Here is a 21,858-nt window from a genome sequence, read left to right on the forward strand (position 1 = left end):
CTACTTATCAAAAGATAAAACTGCTAACTTTGATAAAAATTCATCTAAAGCATCATTTGCAGCACTTTTAATAGCTTCAAATCTTTTAGTATCTGTAATTGTTGTACCATCGTCAATAGAGAAGTTATGTTCCCCCTCTAAAGATATATTTTTCACTTCTTCATTTACTTTGTTATACTGTATATTAAGTGTAACAAGGGCTCTATAAAGTTTATTATATCCCTCTTTATCATACTGTAACTCTTGCATATTAACTGAACCAATTTTAATTTTCATAATAGTATCAGCTAAAGCTTCATCATAAACTAAATTTGTATTTAACTTTTGAAGTAATACTTGATTTAGAGAATCTTTTATAATTACAGCATTTCTAGGATCTTTTAAATCTACAAATAACTTTACAAAAACCTTTTGACCAATCTCTTTTTTAGCATAATATGTTGAGGGTTTGTATCCACATCCATTTAAAATAAAAGATGTAGATAATAAAGTGAAAAGTACAAATAGTACTTTCCTTAGATTATTCATACTTTTCATTATTCTTTATCCCTTTATAACTAAGTTTACTAATTTATTTGCTACTACAATCTCTTTGATTATATCTTTACCTTCTAGCCATTTTGAAGCTTCTTCTTTTGCTTGGGCTAAAATATCTTCTTTTGAAGCATCAGGTACTACTTCAATTTCTGCTCTTTTTTTACCATTGATTGTAACAGCAAGAGTAATTGAATCTAAAGCAAATACTTCTTCTTTTACTTCTAAAGAGTTGTTAAAGTTTTCTCTTTTAAATAAGCCGTTTGCTAAATCCCAACAAGCATGAGGAATAACAGGCTCTAAAATATTTGTAAGGATATAATATCCTTCTGCCCATACTGCTTCATTTTTTTGTGCTTGAAGTGCATTCATAGCTTCCATTGAAGCTGCAATTAGAGTATTGAAAGCATAAGTTTTTTCAAATACATCATTTGACTTTTGAAGTGCTTCATATACTTTTCTTCTAGCTTCTTTTTCTTCTTTTGATAATGATGAATGATCAATATTTTTAAACTCTTCAATACCTTTTGCAGTTACATTAGAAGCTCTCTCATAGAACTTTTTGATGAATTTAAATGAACCTTCAACAGCAGAATCATTCCACTCTAATTCTTTTGTAGGAGGTGCAGCAAATAAAATAAACATTCTAGCTGTATCAGCTCCATATTTTTCTACGATTAAATCAGGATCAACTACATTTCCTTTAGATTTTGACATCTTAGCACCATCTTTAAGTACCATACCTTGAGTAAGTAATCTTTTAAATGGCTCTCTTGAGTTTGTATATCCTAAATCATTTAATACTTTTGTAAAGAATCTTGCATATAAAAGGTGTAAGATAGCGTGTTCAATACCACCAATATACTGATCAACATCCATCCAATAATCACTATCAGCTTTAGAAATACCCTGTTCATTCCAAACTTTTGGATTTGTAGCATATCTTAAGAAATACCAAGAAGACTGAACAAATGTATCTAAAGTATCAGTTTCTCTTACTGCTGGTTTTCCACAACAAGGACAAGTTGTATGTTTCCAAGTAGGATGTGTATCAAGTGGGTTACCTTCACCTGTGATTTCAACATCTTCTGGTAAAGCAATTGGTAAGTTCTCTGATTTTTCAGGAACTAATCCACAATCATCACAATGTACAAATGGAATAGGTGCTCCCCAATATCTTTGTCTTGAAACACCCCAATCTCTTAATTTATAATTTATTTTTTTAGTACCAATTGAGTTTTGTTCAAAATGATAAATGATAGCTTTTTTAGCTTTTGTATTTTTAAGCCCTGTAAAGCTTTCAGAATTTATAAGTTCACCCTCACCTGTAAAGGCTTCTGTTGGGTTTATCATCTCACCTTCTGGTGTATTTATAACTTGTTTTATAGGTAATGAATATTGAGATGCAAATTCAAAGTCTCTTTGATCGTGTGCAGGTACAGCCATAACTGCTCCACCACCATAAGATGCTAATACAAAATTAGCAACCCATACTGGAATTTTTTCTCCTGTTAATGGATGCATTACATCAATCTCTAAACTAACACCTTGTTTATCTTGTGTAGCTCTATCTCTTTCACTTACCTTTTGCATTTCTTTAATAGCTTTGATTTTGTTATCAGGAAGTAAGTTATTATCTACTATATATTTTACAATTGGATGTTCAGGTGCTAAAGCTGAGTATGAAACTCCATAAATAGTATCAGGTCTTGTTGTAAATACAGAGTATTTTTTAAATTCTCTATTTAATTTATATCTTGAGTCTTTTGATAATTCAAATTCAAACTCTAATCCTTCACTTCTTCCAATCCAATTTTCTTGCATTGTTAAAACCTGAGAAGGCCAAGTATCTTCTAAAGAAGATAAATCATCTAATAACTCTTGAGCATATTTAGTAATACCTACATAATAACCAGGCATCTCTTTTTGTACAACTTCTGTTCCACATCTCCAACAACAACCCTCTTCTAGTTGCTCATTTGCTAAAACTGTTAAGTCATGAGGACACCAGTTTACTGTAGTAGACTTTCTATATAAAAGTCCTTCTTCAAACATTTTTATAATAAACTCTTGTTCCCACTTTGTGTATAATTCATCAGATGTTGCAAATTCTCTTGTTTCGCTAAAAGATAAACCAAGTGCTTTAAGTTCATCTCTCATATAGTCAATATTTTCATAAGTCCATTTTTTAGGATGAAGTTTATGTTTAATAGCTGCATTTTCTGCTGGCATACCAAAACTATCCCATCCAATTGGATGTAAAACATTAAAATTTTCTTTTCTATAAAATCTAGCAAACGCATCACCTAAACAGTAATTTCTTACATGTCCCATGTGAATCCTACCACTTGGATATGGGAACATACTTAAGATATATTTTTTATCTTTTGTTTGCTCATCACTTGGTTCAAATGATTTATTTTCTGACCAAAAGTTTTGCCACTTTTGCTCAACTTGTTTTGAATTATACTCCATTAAAAGTCATCCTTATCTTGAATTTTTGCACTCTCAATTAAGGCTAAAGCTATTGAGAAAACATTTGCTACTACTGCACCAATCGCTAAAGAAATTGCAAGAGGTAAGTCGTGCATAAAAGTTAATACCATAAATGCTGGAATTAGGTGTAAATCAGCAACTAACGAACTTGCTAACAACTCTGCTGCAAGAAGATTTCTAACTCCAATTTTTAAAATTGTTGAAATTACATTTACTCCTGCTGCAATAAATAATGCAATTGCATTTGGTTCATATAAAAAACCTGCTGTTGTAGTAAGTGACATTAGTGAAAAGAATATATAAGTAACTTTACCCCAATCCATTTTTATCCTTTTATAGTTGTACTATTTTAAATTTTAAACAAATATATTATCTAATAAAAGGTAAAAAATGGCTTTGTTGTTGATATTATGAATTATTTAAAAATCTATGTTTAAAACTTTTAATCATCATAATAAATAAGTAAAACATAATAATTTTTATAAAAATCTGCACCATTGTATATGGAGTGAATCCATTTATTTTATACTCAAAAGGGTTTATAATATTATGAAATAATAGATTAAAAGTCATATCATTTGTAATAATAAAATAGAAAATTAAAGCAATATACATAGTTAAGAAATAAAACTGATTTTTTTGCATTTGTATAATACTATAAACAAAATGCCATACGAAAAAAGTAACAAATACAGCTATTATAAACTCTCTAAAAATACCTTGTTCTACTTCAATCACATAAGTTCGAGAGTAGTCTAAAAACTTGTATTCAATAATAGAAGAAATGATTTCAAATACAAAAATCCAAGTAAGAGCTAAAAACCAATCTGTACCATTTCTTGAAGTAAGATCATTGAATTGATACAAAAATCCTTGTTTGTTTGTTTTCATAATTAACTCCGGTTTATAATCTATAAATATAAGATATGTATTTTATATAAAATTTCTTTAAAGCCCAATATTATGGGCTTATTAATTTTATATGTTATTGATTATTTTCTATTTAATTGTTATATAACCTTCTAAATATTTAATTGCTTGACCTAAAATAGTAACATTTTTTTCATCTACTTTACATTTTAAAATACCTCCACGTTTAGAGGCTTGGAAAGCTATTAAATCATTTTTATTTAATATTTCTGCCCATAAAGGAGCTGCTCCTGTGTGCATAGAACCAGTAACAGGGTCTTCTTCTCCACCATTTGCAGGCCAGAAATATCTTGTAATAAAATCATAATCATTTGATTTTGCAGTAACAGTTACATCTAAAGGTCCTAATTTCTTTATTTCATCTAAATTAACCTCTACATTATATACATCATCTTCATTTTCATAAACTACAAAATATGTCTGTTCATTTATAAAAACATTTTTAGGCTCAATAGAAAGACCATTTTTTAATTCTTTTGGAATATCATTTATTTTTTTTGGTTTTCTATTAGGAAATATCATTTGAATATATTCATTTTCTAATTGTTTAACTTTTAGTTCTCCAACAGCCTTAGCAATAAAAGTAACTTCTTTTAAATAACTATACTCTTCAAATAACACAAAAGCTGTAGCTAAAGTTGCATGCCCACAAAAATCAATTTCTTTTAGTGGAGAAAACCATCTTATTTCATAATTATTTCCATAACATTTTTTTGTAAATGCAGTTTCTGAAAGATTATTTTCAATTGCAATTAACTGCATAACTTCATCAGTAAGCCATTCATCTAAAATAATAACTGCAGCTGAGTTTCCTTTAAAGACAGTATTTGTAAATGCGTCTATTTGGTATATCTTTAATTTCATAAATTCTCTTTAATATTTAAATAATTGTCTATATTTTATCTTTTTATGCTTATATAAACTTTCTATAAACTCTTTTTTTTATTAAAAGGAAAAGCCTAGCTTCCAAACAAAAATAAAATATGCAATTACAAATAAAATATAACTAATCAAATTCATGTTTTTCCTTTCAAATCTTTTATTTTAAAACCATTATAAAATAAGTTTATAGCCTTGTTATAGCCCATAAATAGCTTTAATGTAGCCATAAAAAAAGGGAAAGAGTAAAAACTCTTTCCCTTTTAGAATCAAATAATAAAGAACTAAACTGTACCTTGCTCGTACATAGCTCTTAATTTATCTTTTTCTTTTTGTTTTTTTAATTTTTCTGCTTCTTTAGCTCTAAAATCATTTATTGAGAATTTTAACTGAACTAAGAAAGATGCTGCAATAAATATAGATGAATAAGTACCAACTACTACACCAACAAGCATTGTAAATGCGAATCCATTGATGATTTCTCCACCAAATAAATAAAGTGTAATAACAACAAAGAATGTTGTTAATGAAGTAAGAGTTGTTCTTGAAAGTGTTCTACTTACTGACTCATTTACAACCTTATCAAGGACTGTTTCTTTAGATGTTTGTACACCCTCTCTAATTCTATCAAATACAATAATTGTATCATTTAGTGAATACCCAAGGATTGTAAGAATAGCTGCTAAAATGTCTAAGTTTACTTCAACTCCTACAAGAGCAATTGCTCCAAGAGCTATAGTAACATCATGTGCTAAAGCTAAGATTGAAGCAACTGCAAATCTCCACTCAAATCTAAATGACACATAAGCTAAAATAATAAGTAAAGATAAACCTAAAGCCATAAGACCTTTTTCCCTTAACTCATCACCAACTTTTGGCCCAACCATATCAACTCTTCTTACTTCAAAGTTTCCTGTTGAATCCAAAATTTTGTGCATTTCATCGCCAATATCATTTGCTAAATTAGAAGAAGTTCCTGTAATTCTAATCACTACTTCTTGAGGACTACCAAATTCTGTAATTGATGAGCCTTTATATTTAGTTTCATTTAATACATTTCTGATTTTATCAATAGGAGCTTTTTGCTCATATTGAACTTGAACTAAAGTACCACCAGCAAAGTCAATACCAAAATTAAGCCCTTTAGTAAATAGTATTACAAGTGAAGCAATAACAAGAATTGAAGAAATCCCTAAAAAAGGAAGTCTTTTACCCATAAAATTATGTATTTTATCTGATTTAAAAAATTCCATTATTTAACTCCAAACCATTTTTTTAAGTCTTTATCTTTTGAAATTTTACTAGCTAAAGCTTCATAAATACCATGTGTACCTAAAATAGCTGTTAACATTGAAGCTAAAATACCAATAGAAATAGTAATAGCAAATCCTTTAATAGGACCTGTACCATAAGCATATAAGATTACAGCAACTAATAAAGTAGTAATATTTGCATCTAAAATAGCTCTCATTGCATTTGAATAACCATCTTCAATTGCTTTAGCTACTGATACACCTTGTTTTAATAGTTCTCTAATTCTTTCACCAATAATTACATTGGCATCAACTGCCATACCTACAGTTAATACAATACCTGCCATACCAGGAAGAGTAAGAGTTGCTCCAAACATCGCCATTACTGAAATGATAATAAATATATTAGTTACAAGTGCAACATTAGCAATAATACCAGCTCTTCTATAGTAAATAATCATAAAAATAAATACGATTATAAAACCAGAAACTAATGCAATAGTTGAAGCTTTAATAGAATCAGCACCTAAAGATGGCCCAACACTTCTTTTTTCAAGTAATTTTACAGTTGCAGGTAAAGCACCACTTCTTAAAGCAATAGCTACATTCCCTGCTTCTTGAACAGTAAAACCACCAGAAATTTGACCACTTCCACCACCAATTCTTTCTCTAATATTTGGAGCTGAATAAACTTTTCCATCTAAAACAACAGCTAATCTTTTTCCTACGTTTTTACCCGTAAAATCACCAAAGATTCTAGCTCCACTTGAATTAAGTGTAAAGTTAATAATTGCTTGATTAGATTGATCGAAAGCAACTTGTGCGTCTATTACTTGGCTACCATTTAAAATCGGTATTTCTTTTACTAGATATTTAACAGCTGCATTTTTAGTATCTTCTAAAATAATATCACCATATTCAGCTGCTTGTGCATCACTCATAGTATATACTTGATCTGCTCTTTGCTCATCAACTGCCATAAGTTCTAGGTTTGCAGGTTTTGAGATAAGTTCTCTTGCAGCTTTTTCATCTTCTGCTGTTTTAATACCTGGTAACTGAACAACAATATCAGTAGCACCTTGTCTAACAACAGTAGGTTCTGCTAAGCCAAACTGATCAAGCCTATTTCTTATAGTCTCTACTGCTTGAGATACTGATAAGTCTTTTGTTCTTTCAATTTCTTCACTTGTTAGTTTTACAGTATAATCTGTATTTACTTTTGAAATTTGTAAACCTTTTATTTTGGCTAACATTTCATCCATTCTTGGTAATTCATCAGGGTCTAAAACTGTAAATTTAACAGATTCAGTATCAAGAGATAAGCCATCAATTAATAAATCTTCATCTTCTGCAAAGTATTTAATTGATGTTGCAATTGTTTTTATTTTTGATGTTACTGCTTCATGTGTATTAACACCTAAAAGCATGTGCAATCCACCTTGTAAATCAAGTCCTAATGAGATTTTTTTACCGCTATCTGTTTGCATAAGTGAAGGAATTGAAAAAACAACACCAAAAATAATACTTAATGCAAATATAATAAGTCTATAATTAAAGATTTTCAATCTTAATCCTTAGTAAGGTTTTTTTGATTTTAAAGATAAAACATGTAAGAAACTTACATGTCTTAAAAAAAGATTTTTAGTCTTCTATAAGTTTAGCTACGAACTCTCTGATTAATTTCATTTCAGTTCCGTCACTATTTTTTACTACAAAGTAGTCATCTTCTACTTTAGTAACTTCTACCATTAAGCCTCCATTTGTTACAATCTTATCACCTTTTTTAAGATTATTAACCATTTCTTTATGCTGTTTAGCTTGTTTTTGTTGTGGTCTTATAATCAAAAAGTAAAAAATTGCAAATAATGCAACAAGGGGTAGTAATGAGCTTATTAAATCAGCACTTGAACCTTCCATCAAAATTCCTTTTCAAAAGTAGTTTAGTATGTTTTTAGTAAAACGCGATAATTCTAACAAAAACTTTATAATAAAAGGCTTCATTACATCTATATTATTGAGCGCTTTTATATACTTAAGTCATTTTAATATTGAATATTTACTTTTAAATACAGTTTTAGGGCTTTTAGCTATTTATTTTTTAGTTACAATTCCACGAAAATCACTTTTTATTACAGGTTTTTCTACAGGAATTTTTTGGTTTTATTGGATTGGGATATCCCTTCAATATTATGAGCTTACATACCTAATACCAGTGCTTTTAATTGTTATTGGGATAGGATATGGTTTATTATTTTTACTGTTAGGACTAATAAATAATATAATCTATAGAGTGATTGCCATATTTGCATTTACTTTTATTACACCATTTGGTTTTAATTGGATGAAATTTGAACTTTTATTTATTGATTCATATTTTAATACTTCTAAAGAGAGTTTTGCACTAATTTTAGCAGCAATATTAATCATTTCACAATTAAAAAGATTAAAAATACTTGCACTAATTCCTCTTTTTATTGCCTTTGAAATGCCCCATGGAAAAATTATTGATAATCCAAACTTAGATATTTATATGCCACAATTGAATCTTTCCCAAGAATTAAAATGGAAAAAAGAAAACAGAGCTAATATTATAGATAAAAACCTAAATATAATAGAAAATGCTATTTCTTTAAATAAGGATTTAGTAGTTTTACCTGAGACATCAATACCTACTGTTTTAAATAATCAAAGGGAATTATTTAAGTATCTAAAAGAGCTATCTTTAGATATAAATATTTTCACGGGAGCTTTATATCTTGAAAATAATCAAATTTATAATGCAACATATTTATTTTCAAAAGGTGAAGTACAAATTGCTAAGAAAGTTGTTTTAGTACCTTTTGGAGAAGAAATTCCTCTACCAAAGTTTTTTGTGAATTTAATCAATAATACTTTTTATGGTGGTGCTCAAGATTATGCTAAGGCAACTAATCCTACTGATTTTACAATAAATGAAACAAAAATAAGAAATGCCATTTGTTATGAGGCAACAACTGATAAAATATTTGAAAACTTAGGTGATACAAAATATATGATTGCTATTTCAAATAATGCTTGGTTTACTCCATCAATAGAACCAACATTACAAAAACTACTTATGAAATATTATGCAAAAAAATATAATGTAACTATTTATCATGTTGTAAATGGAAGTAAAAACTATATAATAAGACCCTGATTTTAAAATAATTTAGATTTTAAAAATAATAAAACAAAGACAAAGAGCTAACATCTCTTTGTTTCGTTAGATTGTCATTAATATATTTTAAATTAAAAGATAAATTATCATCTATCTTATAAGTTGAAAATACTTCAAAATTTCTATTTTCAAAATCTTTATAATATTTATCATATTCATAAGATAAGCCTATTTTTATATCCTTAAATTTATTGACAACAAATCCAACTTTTGAACCTAAGGAAAATAAGTTATCTCCTAGTTTATTATATAACTTTGATTGTCCTAGCAAATATAAAAAATAATCTTTATTTCCATAAGTTATTCCAAAACTAGGCTTGATTTTTAAATAATCTTCTTGACTCTTAAATCTTTCATAAGAGATTTCGATACCCCAAGATAAAGGCTTAAAAAGTTCATCTCTTTTTGATAAAGAGCTAATATCTAATAATTTAAATTTATCAATAAAAACTTTATTGTCATCTTTTTTTAAATTTAAATCAAAAAAATCTATATAAGCACCATCTAAATATCCATAAGAGATATCATAAATATTACTATAAACAGGTTTGATTGAAATTTCATAGGTTTTATCACTATTATAAGATAAACTAAACCTCGCAGAATCATGAGAATAAAGAGGATTGCTTGCTTTTTTAATTTTATAATCAGAAACAATTGATATATTGCTTCTTTCCTTCAAAAGTTTTAAATATTTTTTTAAATAATCTTTTTTATCTAGTTTATTTTTACTTCTTAAATATTGAGTATACTCAATTTTTAAATCTAAATAAGCTGCTTTATCTTTTAGAGTTAAACTATTTGGTAGTTTTTTATTCTCTTTTATAAAGCTTTTTATATATTTTTTATTTGAAATTTCATTTCTTAAAATATGTTTCATTTTTGTCATTTTAGAGTATCGATATTCTGATTGTTTAATTAAATCATATTTTTTTAAAATTTTTATTGTATCAAGAGGTGCTGCTTTTAAATAAAAATTATTAACCAACTCTAAATCACTTCTAGCTATTTCAAGTAACCAAAGAAGATTATATGAACAGTTTTCTAAAAAGAAATAGTAAAAAGAGTAAGAATCTTTTAGCTCATAAGAGTGTAAAGCAATTTTTTCAACTTCTTCTTGGTTTAAATCAAGTTTATATTCCCATATATCTCTTTGTTCTAAATTATTGTATTCTTTTATTTTTTTATAATATGGCAAAATTGAATACTTACCTTCATAACCACCAAATAAACCTTTATATGCGAAAATCAAACCATTTGTTTCTTCTGTTTGGGCTGCATAATTAACTGCATTTCCTAATAAGGGTGTTTTTTCATCTCCTGAAAGTCTTAAAAAGGTGTGTCCATACATAGAAGCTGGAGAGTTTATATGGGAAGTAGGGAAAATAAGTGTTGCATATTTTGCATTTATTTCTTTTAGATATAAATCTAAATCTTTACATTCATACTCTTTTATTTTACTTGAAAGAGAAGGCAGTTTTTCTTTTAACCATTTTACTCTTAAAGGGAACCTACATAAAGTATTTTTTGTTCCATTTTCTAAAGATTTTATAGTTTCTAATAATTCTTCTTTTAAATTAGTTTTTCCATTTTTAGAAATAAAAAAATTATTAGAATCTACTTCACTTTTTCCATTTTTATAATGTAGTAGCTTTGCCCAATATGTATTATCATAAAGTTTATTTTTTTCAATAAGATTTACTATAGAAGTAGAAGAAAATGAAAATGAAATAAATAAAGAACTAAGAAGTATTATCTTAGTTACTTTATTTATAAAAAAATTACATATATTTAGCAATAGAATCAATTACCGAAGAAGATGTAACATTTTGACTTGCATAAATGTTTGAAAAATTAGCTTTTAATTTTGCACTAAATGCTGAAGAATCTTGAACATTCATTAATTTAGCTACAGTATTTAAAGTTTCACCTTTACCTGCTGAAATATCTAAAGCTAATTCATCCATGTTATCAGCAACAAATTGATTTAACTTGTCATTTGAAGCAAAACTTGCTGGTTCTTCACAATTTAATGTACCAGAAGTAATACCAAAAGTTTGGTTCCCAGAAGTACCATTTGTAGTTGCTGCAAGAACTTGCATTACTGTTGTACTTTGATCTTTAATTAAAACTGAACCTAATCCACAACCTGTATTTTGATTAGAAAATGCAGATGAACTTAAAGCTGCAACAGCAATAGCGCTTAATAATAATTTTTTCATTTATATCCTTTTATTTTTTAATAATGGAATTATAACTTTATAATCTATATTTTTACTTAAACTAATTCTTTAATTTTGGAAAGAATTAATTCTTTATCTAAATCTTCTTCAATTTGTAAATCCATTGCATAATCCAAAATTTTCTTAAACTCTTTTGAAGGTGTCAACCCTAAAGCTATTAAATCACGACCTTGAACTAATGGTTTTAAAGCTTTGTTTTCTATATTTAACTCTTTTGCTTTTTCTAAAAGCCAAGAAGTAGCTTTTGGACATTTTTCTTTATCTTTTATATCTCGTCCTAAACAATCAGCTAAACAAATAAAACACAAATCTTCAATATTCACTTTTAAAGACAATCTTTTTACCGCTTTTAATGATGACTCTGCTAAATATAATTGAAAAGGTGCTAAATGGTGCTTTACCAAAGGAGTAATTAAATCAATAAATTTTTTTTCATTTGTAAGTCTTGATAAAAACTTGATTGTAGGCTCTATTCCTAATGTCTCATGTTTATGAGAAGTTACTCTTCCTTTATCTGTAGTTTGAGTACAAAATGGCTTTCCTAAATCATGACAAAGTATTGCATAAAATAGATATAGCTTTCTATATTCGTCTTCTATTTCAGACTCTTTTAATATCCTTGCCAACTCATCAACTGTCATTAAAGTATGTACCCAAACATCACCTTCTGGATGATACTCTTTATCTTGGATACACCCTTTTAAAGCTTCAAGTTCAGGAAAATGTTTTAAAATACCTAAAGTATCTAAAAGCTTTAAACCGATTGAAGGTTTAGAAGACTTTAAAAATAGTTTTTTAAACTCTTCATAAACTCTTTCTTTAGGAAGTTCTTTTAAATCATCTCTTTGAACCATATCTCTACAAAGTTGTATCGTTTTTTCATCCAAAGTCAAAGAAAACCTTGCGCAAAACTGGATAGCTCTATAAACTCGCAAAGGGTCTTCTATAAATGTATCATCTTTTATATGTCTTAAAACTTTTTTTTCTAAATCTTTGATTCCATTATTTGGGTCTAAAAACTTCTTTTCAAAAAAATCATAAGCAATTGAATTTATAGTAAAATCTCTTCTTAAACTTGCTTTATCATACTGTAGATTTTTATCATTTATTACTTCAAAACCTTTGTGTCCTGATGCTATTTTTTTCTCTAATCTAGCAAGGGCAAAATCAAAATCATAAGAGTTAATTTTTAAAGTTAAAACACCAAAAGATTTACCTACTTGTTTTACATTTCCAAAACGCTTTAGTATTGATTCTACTTCAACTAAAGTATCAATACCAAAAAGTTCTACATCATAATCTTTACAGGGAATTTCTAAAAGTGAATCTCTAACACAGCCACCAACAAGAAGAGGTTTTATTCCCTCTTCTTTTAGTGCAATTAGAATTTGTTTTAATACCTTAGGTATATTAATCGTTGTTGTAGTGGTGTACATCTTGTTGAGGATAAGGAATAGAAATTCCTTCTTCATCAAATCTTAATTTAACAGTTTCTGTTAAATCAAATTTTACAGCCCAATAATCAGGTGTTTTAACCCAAGCTCTAACTACAAAGTTTACAGAAGAGTCTGCAAGTTCTGATACTGCTACTGTTACACCTTTTTCTAATAAAACTTTTTCATTTGAATTAATAATATCATTTAAAACATTTTTTGCTTTCTTGATATCATCATCATAACCAATACCAACTACTAAATCAACCCTTCTTGTATCATGTGCATTTACATTTACAATAGAACCACTTGTAATTGCACCATTTGGAACAATGATTTTTTGGTTATCAGGTGTTGTAAATACTGAATTAAATATACCAACTTCTGTTACAGTTCCCGATACACCAGCAGCAGTTACAAAATCACCTGATCTAAATGGCTTAAATAAAATAATCATAACACCAGAAGCAAAGTTACCTAATGAATCTTTTAAAGCTAAACCAATAGCAAGACCTGCTGCACCTAAAATAGCTAAGAATGAAGTTGTTTCAACTCCCAATTCTGATAATGCTGTTAAAATAACAACAACCATTAAGATATAGTAAACTATATTTTCAAGAAACCTAACTAAAGTTTCATCCATACCTTTTACTTTTCTTAATAATTTAACAAAAACACTTGTAACTCTATTTACAAACCATTTACCAATTACAAAAATTAATATAGCCATTAATAATGAGAAAGCATAAGAACCTACAATTTCTACGATATTATCTGGAAGATATGAACTAAATTTATCAGCTATTTCATTTACTTTATTTTCCAAGTTTTTTCCTTATAATAATTTATAAAATTATAACACAATCAACTTTAGAAATTATCCTATAATTTCTAAAAGTTTCGAAGCTGCATTTTCGATTTCAATTTCTGTTTTTTCTAAAGTCTTTCTATTTACAATTTCAACTTTACCCTCTTTTAGTTTCTTTCCAATTACAACAGCATAAGGAAAACCAATAAGTTCAAAATCACCCATTTTAAAACCAAATCTTGCATTTTTTCTATCATCTAAAATAGTATCAATTCCATTTACTTTTAATTCTTCATAGATTTTTTCACCAATTTCTAGTTCTTCATCTTTTTTTGCATTTGACACAATAATATCAACTAAAAATGGTGCTGTATCTTTAGTCCAAATACAACCTCTATCATCATGACTTTGTTCAATTACAGCAGCAACTAATCTTGAAACTCCTATACCATAACATCCCATCTCAAAAGGCTGTGCTTTTCCATTTGCATCTAAAAATTTAGCATCCATTGCTTCACTATATTTTGAACCTAATTGGAAAATATGTCCTGCTTCAATTCCTTTAGTATATTCTAATTTTCCACCACAACATGAACAAGTATCACCTTCTTGAACTGTATTTAAATCAGCAAATACTAAATTTTCCATTGAAGTTAAATCTACACCTTTATAGTGATAGTTTTCTTCATTTGCTCCACAAACAAGATTATTATCATCTTTTAATTCATTATCAATTACAACTTGAATATTTTCAGGAAGTCCTACTATTCCACAGTAACCAGCAACTAAACCTGCTTTTACTAAATCTTCATCATTTGCATCTTCTAATTCTAAAGCATTAACTGCATTACAAGCTTTTGTTTCTTCTAATTCATCACACCCTCTTACAAAAAATAAAACTACTTCTGTTCTATCTTCATAAACTGCTTTTTTCATTACTGCTTTCATTGAATAATAAGCATCTGCGTTTAAAAATTCACTTACTTCTTCAATTGTTTTACAATTAGGAGTTTCTACTTTTTCAAGAGCAATAGTCTCTAGTGATTCTTTTTTATTTGGCTTTCTAACTGCTGCTTCAATGTTTGCTCCATATTCACAATCAGGACAAACAACTATAGTATCTTCACCTGAGTTTGCTAATACATGGAACTCTTTTGAACCACTTCCACCAATAGCACCACTATCAGCTTCAACAACTCTAAAATCTAATCCTAATCTATTATAAACATTTTTATATGTTTCTTCCATAAGATTAAATTCTCTTACTAAGTCCTCTTTTGAAGCATGGAAAGAATAAGCATCTTTCATTAAAAATTCTCTACCTCTCATAAGACCAAATCTTGGTCTTGCTTCATCTCTAAATTTAGTATTTATTTGGTATAAATTTACTGGTAAATCTTTATAAGAAGTTATTCTATTTTTTACCATATTTACAACTGCTTCTTCATTTGTTGGAGATAAAACATAATCTGTATTTTTTCTATCTTTGAACTTTAAAAGTTCATTACCCATAGTAGTTGATCTTCCTGATTCATCCCAATAAGATAATGGAGTTACAAAACCAAATTGAACTTCATTTGCTCCACTTTTATCCATTTCTTCTTTTACAACTGCTCTAATTTTTTCTAAAACAATTTTTCCAAGAGGCATAAAATCATAAATACCTGCACCAGTTTGACTTACAAATCCACCTCTAACTAAATATTGATGAGATGGTAAAGTTGCATCTTTTGGAGCTTCTTTTGTCGTTGGAATAAACATATTACTAAATTTCATTAATTGTTTCCTATTTTTTATTTTTCTCTAAATGTTCACATTTGTGACTGTTAAATACTGCTGTTTCATTTTTTAATGAAAACATATTTTGAATAGTGCCTACTACTACATCACACTCCATATTTTTGGAAATATCTTTTAATTTTTTAGAAGGTGTATGTAAATATTCAGTAATCACTGTTTGACAAAGTTTTCGAATATTTTCTTCATCTTTGGGGTTAATAAAACCTTTTTTTATTGCATTATCAATTTTCTTATCAATTACCTTATCACCTTTTACATAAAGGCTTTTAATAATTGGTTCAATCTCTAAAGACTTTAACCAATCAAAAAATTCAATTGACATTTTACTTACTATTGAATATGCAGTTTTTGCTTGTTCTGCTCTTAAACTCATATTTTCATTTACAATATCTTGTAAGTCATCAACTGCATAAATATCAAGATTTGGTATTTCAATGTCCTCTATATCTCTTGGTACTGCTATATCAAACCAATATCTATCAAAAGAGGTAGGACTTACAATATCTTCTGTAATAATAGGATATGGTGCAGCAGTTGCAGTTACCATAACTTTTGATTCTTTTAATAACTCTACTAAATTAGAATAATCTTTTACATCAACATTTGCTTCAAATGTATCGGCTAAGATTTGAGCTTTTTTCTTATTTCTACTTGTTAAAACAACATCAAAACCTGATGAAATCAAATGCTTTATAGTAAGTTCACTCATTTCACCTGCACCAATAACTAAAGCTTTAACTCCACTAGTATTACCTACAAGTTCTTTTGCTTTAGCAACTGCTGTTGAAGCAACTGATACAGAACCAGTACCTAAACTCGTAGCATTTCTAACTGCTGCTGCACACTTAAAGGCAAAATGCATTGCTCTTGTTACATTTGATGAACAATAATGTTTTGATTGAGAGAATCTAAAAGCATCTTTTAATTGACCAACAATTTGTGTTTCCCCAATAACTAAAGAATCAAGTGCTGATGCCACAGAAAACAAGTGATGTATTGCACCATTATTATCATATATATCAGCTCTATTATATAAATTGTCAAAATCTAAAGAAGAGTATTTTGCTAGCTTTAAAAGAATATCTTTCGAACTTTCTTTTACATTTGAAGATCTTGTAATGATCTCTACCCTATTACAAGTAGATAAAACTACAGCCTCTTTTGTATGTTCATAATCTAAAAGGGTTCGAAGAAATCTATCTTTATCTTCATCACTTCCAAATGCAAGTTTTTCTCTCATAGAAATATCTGTATTTTTATGAGAGAAACTAATTATTAAGTAACTCATTTAAAACTCTCTTTCAATCATCGCTTTCATAATAAAAATAAGCGTTTCACTATTTGGCTCATCTTTTACAGCTTCAATAGCTTCATTTCCTAATTTTTTTGCTAATTTTATTGAGTCTTCAAGAGCATTTGTTTCATTCATCATTTGCTTTATCCAAGAACTCTCTTCACTAGTCAACTCTTTTTTATATAAAGATTCTAATTTTGCTTTATCTTCAAGTCTCTCATGAAGTAATAAATAAGGAATTGTTACCTTACCTTCAACAAAATCAAGCATTGCAGGTTTTCCTAAAGTAGTACTGTCTTGTGTAATATCTAAAATATCATCTATCATTTGAAAGGCTAGACCGAGATTTTTACCATATAAGGCATATTTTTCTTTTGATAAGCCTGCTAAAATAGCTGCACTTTTTGCACTAGCTTCAATTAATGAAGCAGTTTTTTTATAAATCATATCATTATATTTTTCATAAGAAGTGTTAAAACTATTTGTTAAATCTACATCTAACATCTCACCAATACTTAAAAGTGTAACTGCACTTGAAACAGTATGGGCTATTTCATAAGGCATTGTAGTTAACTCTGTAAAAGCTTTAGAGTATAAAATATCTCCAAACATAATAGATGTTTTGTTATCATATAAAGCATTTACAGAAGGCTGTCCTCTTCTAGTATCAGCTTCATCTATTACATCATCATGTAAAAGTGATGCTGCATGAATCATTTCAATAACAGCACATAATTTAACTGATTGCTCAGATACTCCTGCAATTTTTAAAACTAATTTAGACCTTAACATCTTTCCATTTGCTAATTTATCTAAAAGAACTAAACTCTTTTCATCATTACACTCTTTTACAAATGTTTTTATTTGATCTTTAACTTGTTGTAACTCTTCCACAAATATACCTTATGAATCTAATCTACAAATAATTTCACCAGTAAACTCTACGTAAAGACCTTTTTTCATAGCTTCTAGTTCTTTTTCATTATTTAGTTTAAATTCTTTAATTTCTTCATTAATATCAAAGTTTTCATCTTTACCTTGAGATAACATCATCTCTAAAGCAGCAACTTTTTCTACAATTTTATCCCATTCTTCTTCTACAATATCTTGAGAAGCTTCTCTACTTACATCAAAAAATTTTGATTTAGGACTTCCCATAAAAATATCATCTTCATCTTCTGTAAACCAATCACCGAACATTGACATATAATTTCCTTTTTATTTATCTTCTAATCTAACTCTAACTGATTTAGCATGTGCTGTTAGACCTTCTGTATCTGCAAGTAAGGCACAAGCTTCACCTAACTCATCAATTGCATTTTTTGAAAAGTTAATAATCGAGCTTTTTTTCATAAAGTTTTCTACATTTAATGGACTATAAAACTTAGCTGTACTTCCTGTTGGAAGAGTGTGATTTGGTCCAGCTATATAATCACCAATAGGTTCAGGAGTATTCTCACCTAAGAAAATTGCACCTGCATGTTTAATATAAGGAAGTAATTCAAAAGCATTTTTTGTCATAACTTCTAAGTGTTCAGGAGCTATTTCATTCATAAGTTCTAAGGCTTCTTCCATAGTTGAAGTTACGATAATTGCACCTCTATCTTCTATTGATTTTCTAGCTATTTCTTCTCTACTTAATGTTTTTAAGTAATTTTCAACTTCTACTGATGTTTCATTTGCAATATTTTCATCAGTTGTAATCATAATAGAACTTGCCATTTCATCATGCTCAGCTTGTGATAATAAATCAATTGCTAAATAGTTTGGTTTAGCAGTTTCATCAGCTAAAATTCCAATCTCAGAAGGTCCTGCAATCATATCAATATTTACTTCACCAAAAACTAACTTTTTAGCAGTAGCAACAAAAATATTTCCAGGCCCTGTGATAACATCTACTTTTGGAATAGTTGCAGTTCCATAAGCCATAGCAGCAATAGCAGAAGCTCCACCTACTTTATAAGCTTTCGAAACTCCACATAAATGACAGGCTGCAAGTAATAATTCATTAACTTCATTATCAGGAGTTGGAGTACATACTACTATTTCTTCAACACCTGCAACTATTGCAGGAACTGCGTTCATTAGAAGTGAACTTGGATATGCTGCTTTTCCACCAGGAATATAAAGCCCAGCTCTATCAACAGGGCTTACTTTTTGACCTAAAATAGTTCCATTTGCTTCAAAATCTAACCATGATTTTGGAAGTTGTTTTTCGTGATAAGCTTTGATTCTATCATAAGCTGTATGTAAAGCAGCTCTTAATTTATCGTCGATATTATCATAAGCTTTTTTCATCTCATCTTGAGAAATCATTAAGTCAGAATTATCCTTAACTTCCCATTTATCAAATTTTTCAATGTGCCTTTTTAAAGCTTCATTTCCTTCTTCAACTATTTCTTCAATAATTCCTGTAACGATTGAAGATACACCTTTTATATCACTTTTTGCTCTAGCTAGAATTCCATCAAACTCTTCTTTGAAGTTTGAGTCTTTTGTATTTATAATTTTCATTAAATTTGTCCTAATATCTCTTCTACAATATTTTCTAAAGGCTTTTTCTCAACATCTACAATAATATCAGCAACTTCTTCATACTGTGGTACTCTTAAATCATAAAGTTTTGTTGCTTCATCTAAATTTTGTAAAAGTGGTCTTTTTCTAAGTTTATTAGCAGCATTTGGTGCAGCATTTATTCTGTCTAAAATTCCTTGAAATGAAGATTTTAGATAAACAACTGTACCAATATTTTTAATATTTTCTTGCTTATAAAAGCCACCACCTGTTGAGATAATAGTGTTATTTACACTTTGCTCTAACCATAATGCAGTTTTCTTTTCTAATGCTCTAAAGTATGGCTCTCCCTCTTGGGCAAAAATCTTTTTAATTTTTCTATTTTCCATACTCTCAATTAAGTCATCTGTATCAATAGCAAACATATCAGAAGATTGTACTAATCCTCTTGCTACTGTACCCTTACCAACACCCATAAAACCTATTAATATAATATTCTTCTTTTTCATAGTTAAAGATTATATCTAAAAGTTTGTAATTTTCTCATAAAGAAAAGTTCTTTAAGATAGTTAGCTTAAAACAAGCTCCTGTATAACTACTATCTTTATATTCAAAAGTTTCATTATAAGCCTCAATATTACCTTTGGCAAATCGTTTTATTATTTGCTTAGACATATAAAGCCCTATACCTGTTCCATTTTTATCTTTTTTTGTTGTAAAATGAGACTTAAAGATATGTTTTATAACTTCTTTTGGTATTCCATTGGCATTATCTTTTATTTTGATTATTATATTCTCATTTTCTTCTTTTGCTTCTACAAAAATATATCTATCTTTTATATTTTGTCTTTCAAACTCATCTTTTGCATTGTTGTATATATTTATCAAAACTTGTAAAAGTTCATTTTCATAACCTATAACTTCAATATTATCAATATTCTTTACAATATTTATGTTTGCATTTTTAAAATGACTACCTAAAAGCTTTTCTATTTTTTGGAATAGCTCTTCAATAGTAAAAGTTACATGATGTTTTTTAGGGTTAAAAAAATCTTTAAAATCATCAATTGTAGTTGATAAATACTCTACTGTATTTGAGATATTATCCATTCCTTCATTTATATCTTTTTTCTCTAAAACACCAAATTCACTTTTAAATTTAATTCCAGAAGATTGTGTTTTAATAGCATTTAAAGGTTGTCTCCACTGATGTGTAATATTACCAATCATTTCACCCATTGCTGCCATTTTTGATTGTTGAGAAAGGATCAAATCTTTTTCATTATTTTCTTTTATTTGCTTTATTAACTCTTTTTTATGTTTCAAAAATCTTAATCTTAATTGCTTAGATAAAAATATTGAAATTAAAATAAAAATAGAGCTCAACATTAATCCAAATAATAAAATTATTTTTAAATCCTCTTTATTGTCTTTTTTTACTTTATCTTCTATATCTTTTAAACTTTTGTCCAATTCATCAACATAAAACCCTGTTGCAATTGCCCATTGCCAATAATCAAAGCCTTTTACATAAGTAATTTTTTTATAAGAGTTTCCTGTTTTTGGTCTTACAGAAGAGAAATAAGAAATATATCCAGCACCATTTTGAGCAGTTTTTATTAATTCTTTAGTTATATAAAAAGAGTTTGAATCTTTTAAATTTATTCTATTTAAACCTATATAATTTTTATTTATATGAGATAGGTAGTTTCCTTTATAATCTACTATAAAAACATAAGAGTCATTTCTATAATTAATTTTTTGAATATATTCTAATATTCTTTTTTGTAATCTACTCTCAAACTCATCTACATACTCCCCTGTACCAATAAACCATCCATAAGGTTTAAAAAGATAATTATATGTGATTTTTTTATATTGAGTATCAATAGTTTTTGGTTTATTCCAATAAAGTTCATAAAAAAACTCATCACTATTTTCTAAACCTTTAATAATCTCTCTTGAAGGGAAATTACCTTTTTCATCTTTGAAATTTATAAGACTTTTACCCTCAATATTTGGTTTTAAAGGATGAAGAATATTAACTGCATTTAAATCATAAATATAAAAATAACCTCTTCCATCATTGAAGGTTAATTTTCTTAAAGCATCTTTTATTTTTACAGTGATTTCTTCTTTTGTCTTAGTATCTTTATATCTATTATAAATATAATTCATAACCCTATAAGCTTTTTGAACTTCTTTTTTTAAGTTTTGCTTTAAGTTTTTAGTACTATTATTTTTTTCATAAGCTATATATTCATAAACTAAATCAACTTCATTTTTTATATTTTGTTTACTTTTTAAAATAAACTGTTCTTTAAGTTCTTTTATATCATTTTTATTTTGAAAATCTTTTTCTAAAAAATAAAAATAACTAACAATTGATAAAAGTAATATAACAATCAATGTTGGAGCATATTTTATTAAATTTAATATAGTTTTTTCGTTTGTGTGCAACATGTCGCTATTTTA

At 27.8% G+C, this 21,858-nt stretch carries 20 protein-coding genes; 1 reads left to right on the plus strand and 19 read right to left on the minus strand.

The genetic code is table 11. The features are described 5' to 3' along the window. The 8 genes from lptE to yajC all read right to left on the minus strand — a co-directional run bounded on the left by lptE (position 1) and on the right by yajC (position 8,009). Positions 1 to 537 carry an LPS assembly lipoprotein LptE gene (gene lptE, locus ACH5BK_RS11340; protein WP_404307458.1) on the minus strand — a complete coding sequence of 179 codons (537 nt, stop codon included), beginning with the start codon at positions 535 to 537 and terminating at the stop codon, positions 1 to 3. A gap of 6 nt (positions 538 to 543) precedes the next feature. Continuing rightward, positions 544 to 3,009: a leucine--tRNA ligase gene (gene leuS / locus ACH5BK_RS11345; RefSeq protein ID WP_404307460.1), complete on the minus strand. Its 2,466-nt coding sequence runs from the start codon at positions 3,007 to 3,009 to the stop codon at positions 544 to 546. After that, entirely contained in the window at positions 3,009 to 3,353 is a 345-nt protein-coding gene (locus ACH5BK_RS11350; protein ID WP_404307462.1) for a DUF6394 family protein, read from the minus strand. The genes leuS and ACH5BK_RS11350 overlap by 1 nt, the downstream gene beginning before the upstream one ends. Positions 3,354 to 3,438: 85 nt before the next feature. Continuing rightward, positions 3,439 to 3,921 (minus strand): hypothetical protein, encoded by a 483-nt coding sequence (locus ACH5BK_RS11355; RefSeq protein ID WP_404307464.1) that lies wholly within the window; start codon positions 3,919 to 3,921, stop codon positions 3,439 to 3,441. Positions 3,922 to 4,029: 108 nt separating this feature from the next. Next, positions 4,030 to 4,824, minus strand: a complete 795-nt coding sequence (locus tag ACH5BK_RS11360; RefSeq protein WP_404307466.1) for a PhzF family phenazine biosynthesis protein — start codon at positions 4,822 to 4,824, stop codon at positions 4,030 to 4,032. 299 nt (positions 4,825 to 5,123) lie between these two features. Beyond that, positions 5,124 to 6,092, minus strand: a complete 969-nt coding sequence (gene secF / locus ACH5BK_RS11365; RefSeq protein ID WP_404307468.1) for a protein translocase subunit SecF — start codon at positions 6,090 to 6,092, stop codon at positions 5,124 to 5,126. After that, positions 6,092 to 7,657, minus strand: a complete 1,566-nt coding sequence (secD, locus tag ACH5BK_RS11370; protein WP_404307470.1) for a protein translocase subunit SecD — start codon at positions 7,655 to 7,657, stop codon at positions 6,092 to 6,094. The genes secF and secD overlap by 1 nt, the downstream gene beginning before the upstream one ends. Before the next feature lie 76 nt (positions 7,658 to 7,733). Continuing rightward, positions 7,734 to 8,009, minus strand: a complete 276-nt coding sequence (yajC, locus tag ACH5BK_RS11375; protein ID WP_404307472.1) for a preprotein translocase subunit YajC — start codon at positions 8,007 to 8,009, stop codon at positions 7,734 to 7,736. 28 nt (positions 8,010 to 8,037) lie between these two features. Between yajC and ACH5BK_RS11380 the strand changes: the two genes are divergently transcribed. After that, positions 8,038 to 9,270, plus strand: coding sequence for an apolipoprotein N-acyltransferase (locus ACH5BK_RS11380; RefSeq protein ID WP_404307474.1), 1,233 nt, complete (start codon positions 8,038 to 8,040; stop codon positions 9,268 to 9,270). A 19-nt stretch (positions 9,271 to 9,289) separates the two neighbouring features. On the opposite strand, the gene ACH5BK_RS11385 is transcribed toward ACH5BK_RS11380, so the two are convergent. The 11 genes from ACH5BK_RS11385 to ACH5BK_RS11435 are packed head-to-tail and all read right to left on the minus strand — an operon-like array spanning position 9,290 to position 21,846. Beyond that, complete coding sequence (locus ACH5BK_RS11385) at positions 9,290 to 11,089, minus strand: DUF4105 domain-containing protein (protein ID WP_404307476.1); 1,800 nt, start codon at positions 11,087 to 11,089, stop codon at positions 9,290 to 9,292. After that, positions 11,073 to 11,513 carry a DUF3015 family protein gene (locus ACH5BK_RS11390; RefSeq protein ID WP_404307478.1) on the minus strand — a complete coding sequence of 147 codons (441 nt, stop codon included), beginning with the start codon at positions 11,511 to 11,513 and terminating at the stop codon, positions 11,073 to 11,075. Before ACH5BK_RS11390 ends, ACH5BK_RS11385 begins: the two co-directional genes overlap by 17 nt. A 56-nt stretch (positions 11,514 to 11,569) precedes the next feature. Then, a complete protein-coding gene (locus tag ACH5BK_RS11395) occupies positions 11,570 to 12,970 on the minus strand; it encodes a CCA tRNA nucleotidyltransferase (protein ID WP_404307480.1) in 1,401 nt (466 codons plus the stop codon). After that, the gene (locus ACH5BK_RS11400; RefSeq protein ID WP_404307482.1) at positions 12,945 to 13,793 is read right to left on the minus strand and encodes a mechanosensitive ion channel family protein; all 849 of its coding nucleotides are present in this window, start codon (positions 13,791 to 13,793) and stop codon (positions 12,945 to 12,947) included. The genes ACH5BK_RS11395 and ACH5BK_RS11400 overlap by 26 nt, the downstream gene beginning before the upstream one ends. Positions 13,794 to 13,844: 51 nt before the next feature. Next, positions 13,845 to 15,551, minus strand: coding sequence for a proline--tRNA ligase (locus ACH5BK_RS11405; RefSeq protein ID WP_404307484.1), 1,707 nt, complete (start codon positions 15,549 to 15,551; stop codon positions 13,845 to 13,847). 10 nt (positions 15,552 to 15,561) lie between these two features. After that, positions 15,562 to 16,863: a glutamyl-tRNA reductase gene (gene hemA / locus ACH5BK_RS11410; protein WP_404307486.1), complete on the minus strand. Its 1,302-nt coding sequence runs from the start codon at positions 16,861 to 16,863 to the stop codon at positions 15,562 to 15,564. Next, positions 16,864 to 17,763, minus strand: coding sequence for a polyprenyl synthetase family protein (locus ACH5BK_RS11415; RefSeq protein WP_404307488.1), 900 nt, complete (start codon positions 17,761 to 17,763; stop codon positions 16,864 to 16,866). A 9-nt stretch (positions 17,764 to 17,772) separates the two neighbouring features. Continuing rightward, positions 17,773 to 18,075 carry a DUF2018 family protein gene (locus tag ACH5BK_RS11420; RefSeq protein WP_404307490.1) on the minus strand — a complete coding sequence of 101 codons (303 nt, stop codon included), beginning with the start codon at positions 18,073 to 18,075 and terminating at the stop codon, positions 17,773 to 17,775. Positions 18,076 to 18,087: 12 nt separating this feature from the next. Beyond that, positions 18,088 to 19,383, minus strand: coding sequence for a histidinol dehydrogenase (gene hisD / locus ACH5BK_RS11425; protein WP_404307491.1), 1,296 nt, complete (start codon positions 19,381 to 19,383; stop codon positions 18,088 to 18,090). Continuing rightward, entirely contained in the window at positions 19,383 to 19,892 is a 510-nt protein-coding gene (locus ACH5BK_RS11430; protein ID WP_404307493.1) for a shikimate kinase, read from the minus strand. Before ACH5BK_RS11430 ends, hisD begins: the two co-directional genes overlap by 1 nt. Positions 19,893 to 19,926: 34 nt before the next feature. Continuing rightward, positions 19,927 to 21,846, minus strand: a complete 1,920-nt coding sequence (locus tag ACH5BK_RS11435; RefSeq protein ID WP_404307495.1) for a cache domain-containing protein — start codon at positions 21,844 to 21,846, stop codon at positions 19,927 to 19,929. Positions 21,847 to 21,858: the final 12 nt, after the last annotated feature.

Source organism: Arcobacter sp. YIC-80 (assembly GCF_044841725.1).
Classification (GTDB): Bacteria; Campylobacterota; Campylobacteria; order Campylobacterales; family Arcobacteraceae; genus Arcobacter_B.

Bases quoted from the DNA above. Each gene is read 5' to 3' on its own strand.
- hisD (WP_404307491.1), bottom strand. From the start codon at position 19,383: ATGAAAATTATAAATACAAAAGACTCAAACTTCAAAGAAGAGTTTGAT.
- ACH5BK_RS11435 (WP_404307495.1), bottom strand. From the start codon at position 21,846: ATGTTGCACACAAACGAAAAAACTATATTAAATTTAATAAAATATGCT.
- ACH5BK_RS11360 (WP_404307466.1), bottom strand. From the start codon at position 4,824: ATGAAATTAAAGATATACCAAATAGACGCATTTACAAATACTGTCTTT.
- ACH5BK_RS11395 (WP_404307480.1), bottom strand. From the start codon at position 12,970: ATGTACACCACTACAACAACGATTAATATACCTAAGGTATTAAAACAA.
- ACH5BK_RS11420 (WP_404307490.1), bottom strand. From the start codon at position 18,075: ATGTCAATGTTCGGTGATTGGTTTACAGAAGATGAAGATGATATTTTT.
- leuS (WP_404307460.1), bottom strand. From the start codon at position 3,009: ATGGAGTATAATTCAAAACAAGTTGAGCAAAAGTGGCAAAACTTTTGG.
- ACH5BK_RS11350 (WP_404307462.1), bottom strand. From the start codon at position 3,353: ATGGATTGGGGTAAAGTTACTTATATATTCTTTTCACTAATGTCACTT.
- yajC (WP_404307472.1), bottom strand. From the start codon at position 8,009: ATGGAAGGTTCAAGTGCTGATTTAATAAGCTCATTACTACCCCTTGTT.
- ACH5BK_RS11355 (WP_404307464.1), bottom strand. From the start codon at position 3,921: ATGAAAACAAACAAACAAGGATTTTTGTATCAATTCAATGATCTTACT.
- ACH5BK_RS11380 (WP_404307474.1), top strand. From the start codon at position 8,038: ATGTTTTTAGTAAAACGCGATAATTCTAACAAAAACTTTATAATAAAA.
- hemA (WP_404307486.1), bottom strand. From the start codon at position 16,863: ATGAGTTACTTAATAATTAGTTTCTCTCATAAAAATACAGATATTTCT.
- ACH5BK_RS11405 (WP_404307484.1), bottom strand. From the start codon at position 15,551: ATGAAATTTAGTAATATGTTTATTCCAACGACAAAAGAAGCTCCAAAA.
- secF (WP_404307468.1), bottom strand. From the start codon at position 6,092: ATGGAATTTTTTAAATCAGATAAAATACATAATTTTATGGGTAAAAGA.
- ACH5BK_RS11430 (WP_404307493.1), bottom strand. From the start codon at position 19,892: ATGAAAAAGAAGAATATTATATTAATAGGTTTTATGGGTGTTGGTAAG.
- ACH5BK_RS11390 (WP_404307478.1), bottom strand. From the start codon at position 11,513: ATGAAAAAATTATTATTAAGCGCTATTGCTGTTGCAGCTTTAAGTTCA.
- lptE (WP_404307458.1), bottom strand. From the start codon at position 537: ATGAAAAGTATGAATAATCTAAGGAAAGTACTATTTGTACTTTTCACT.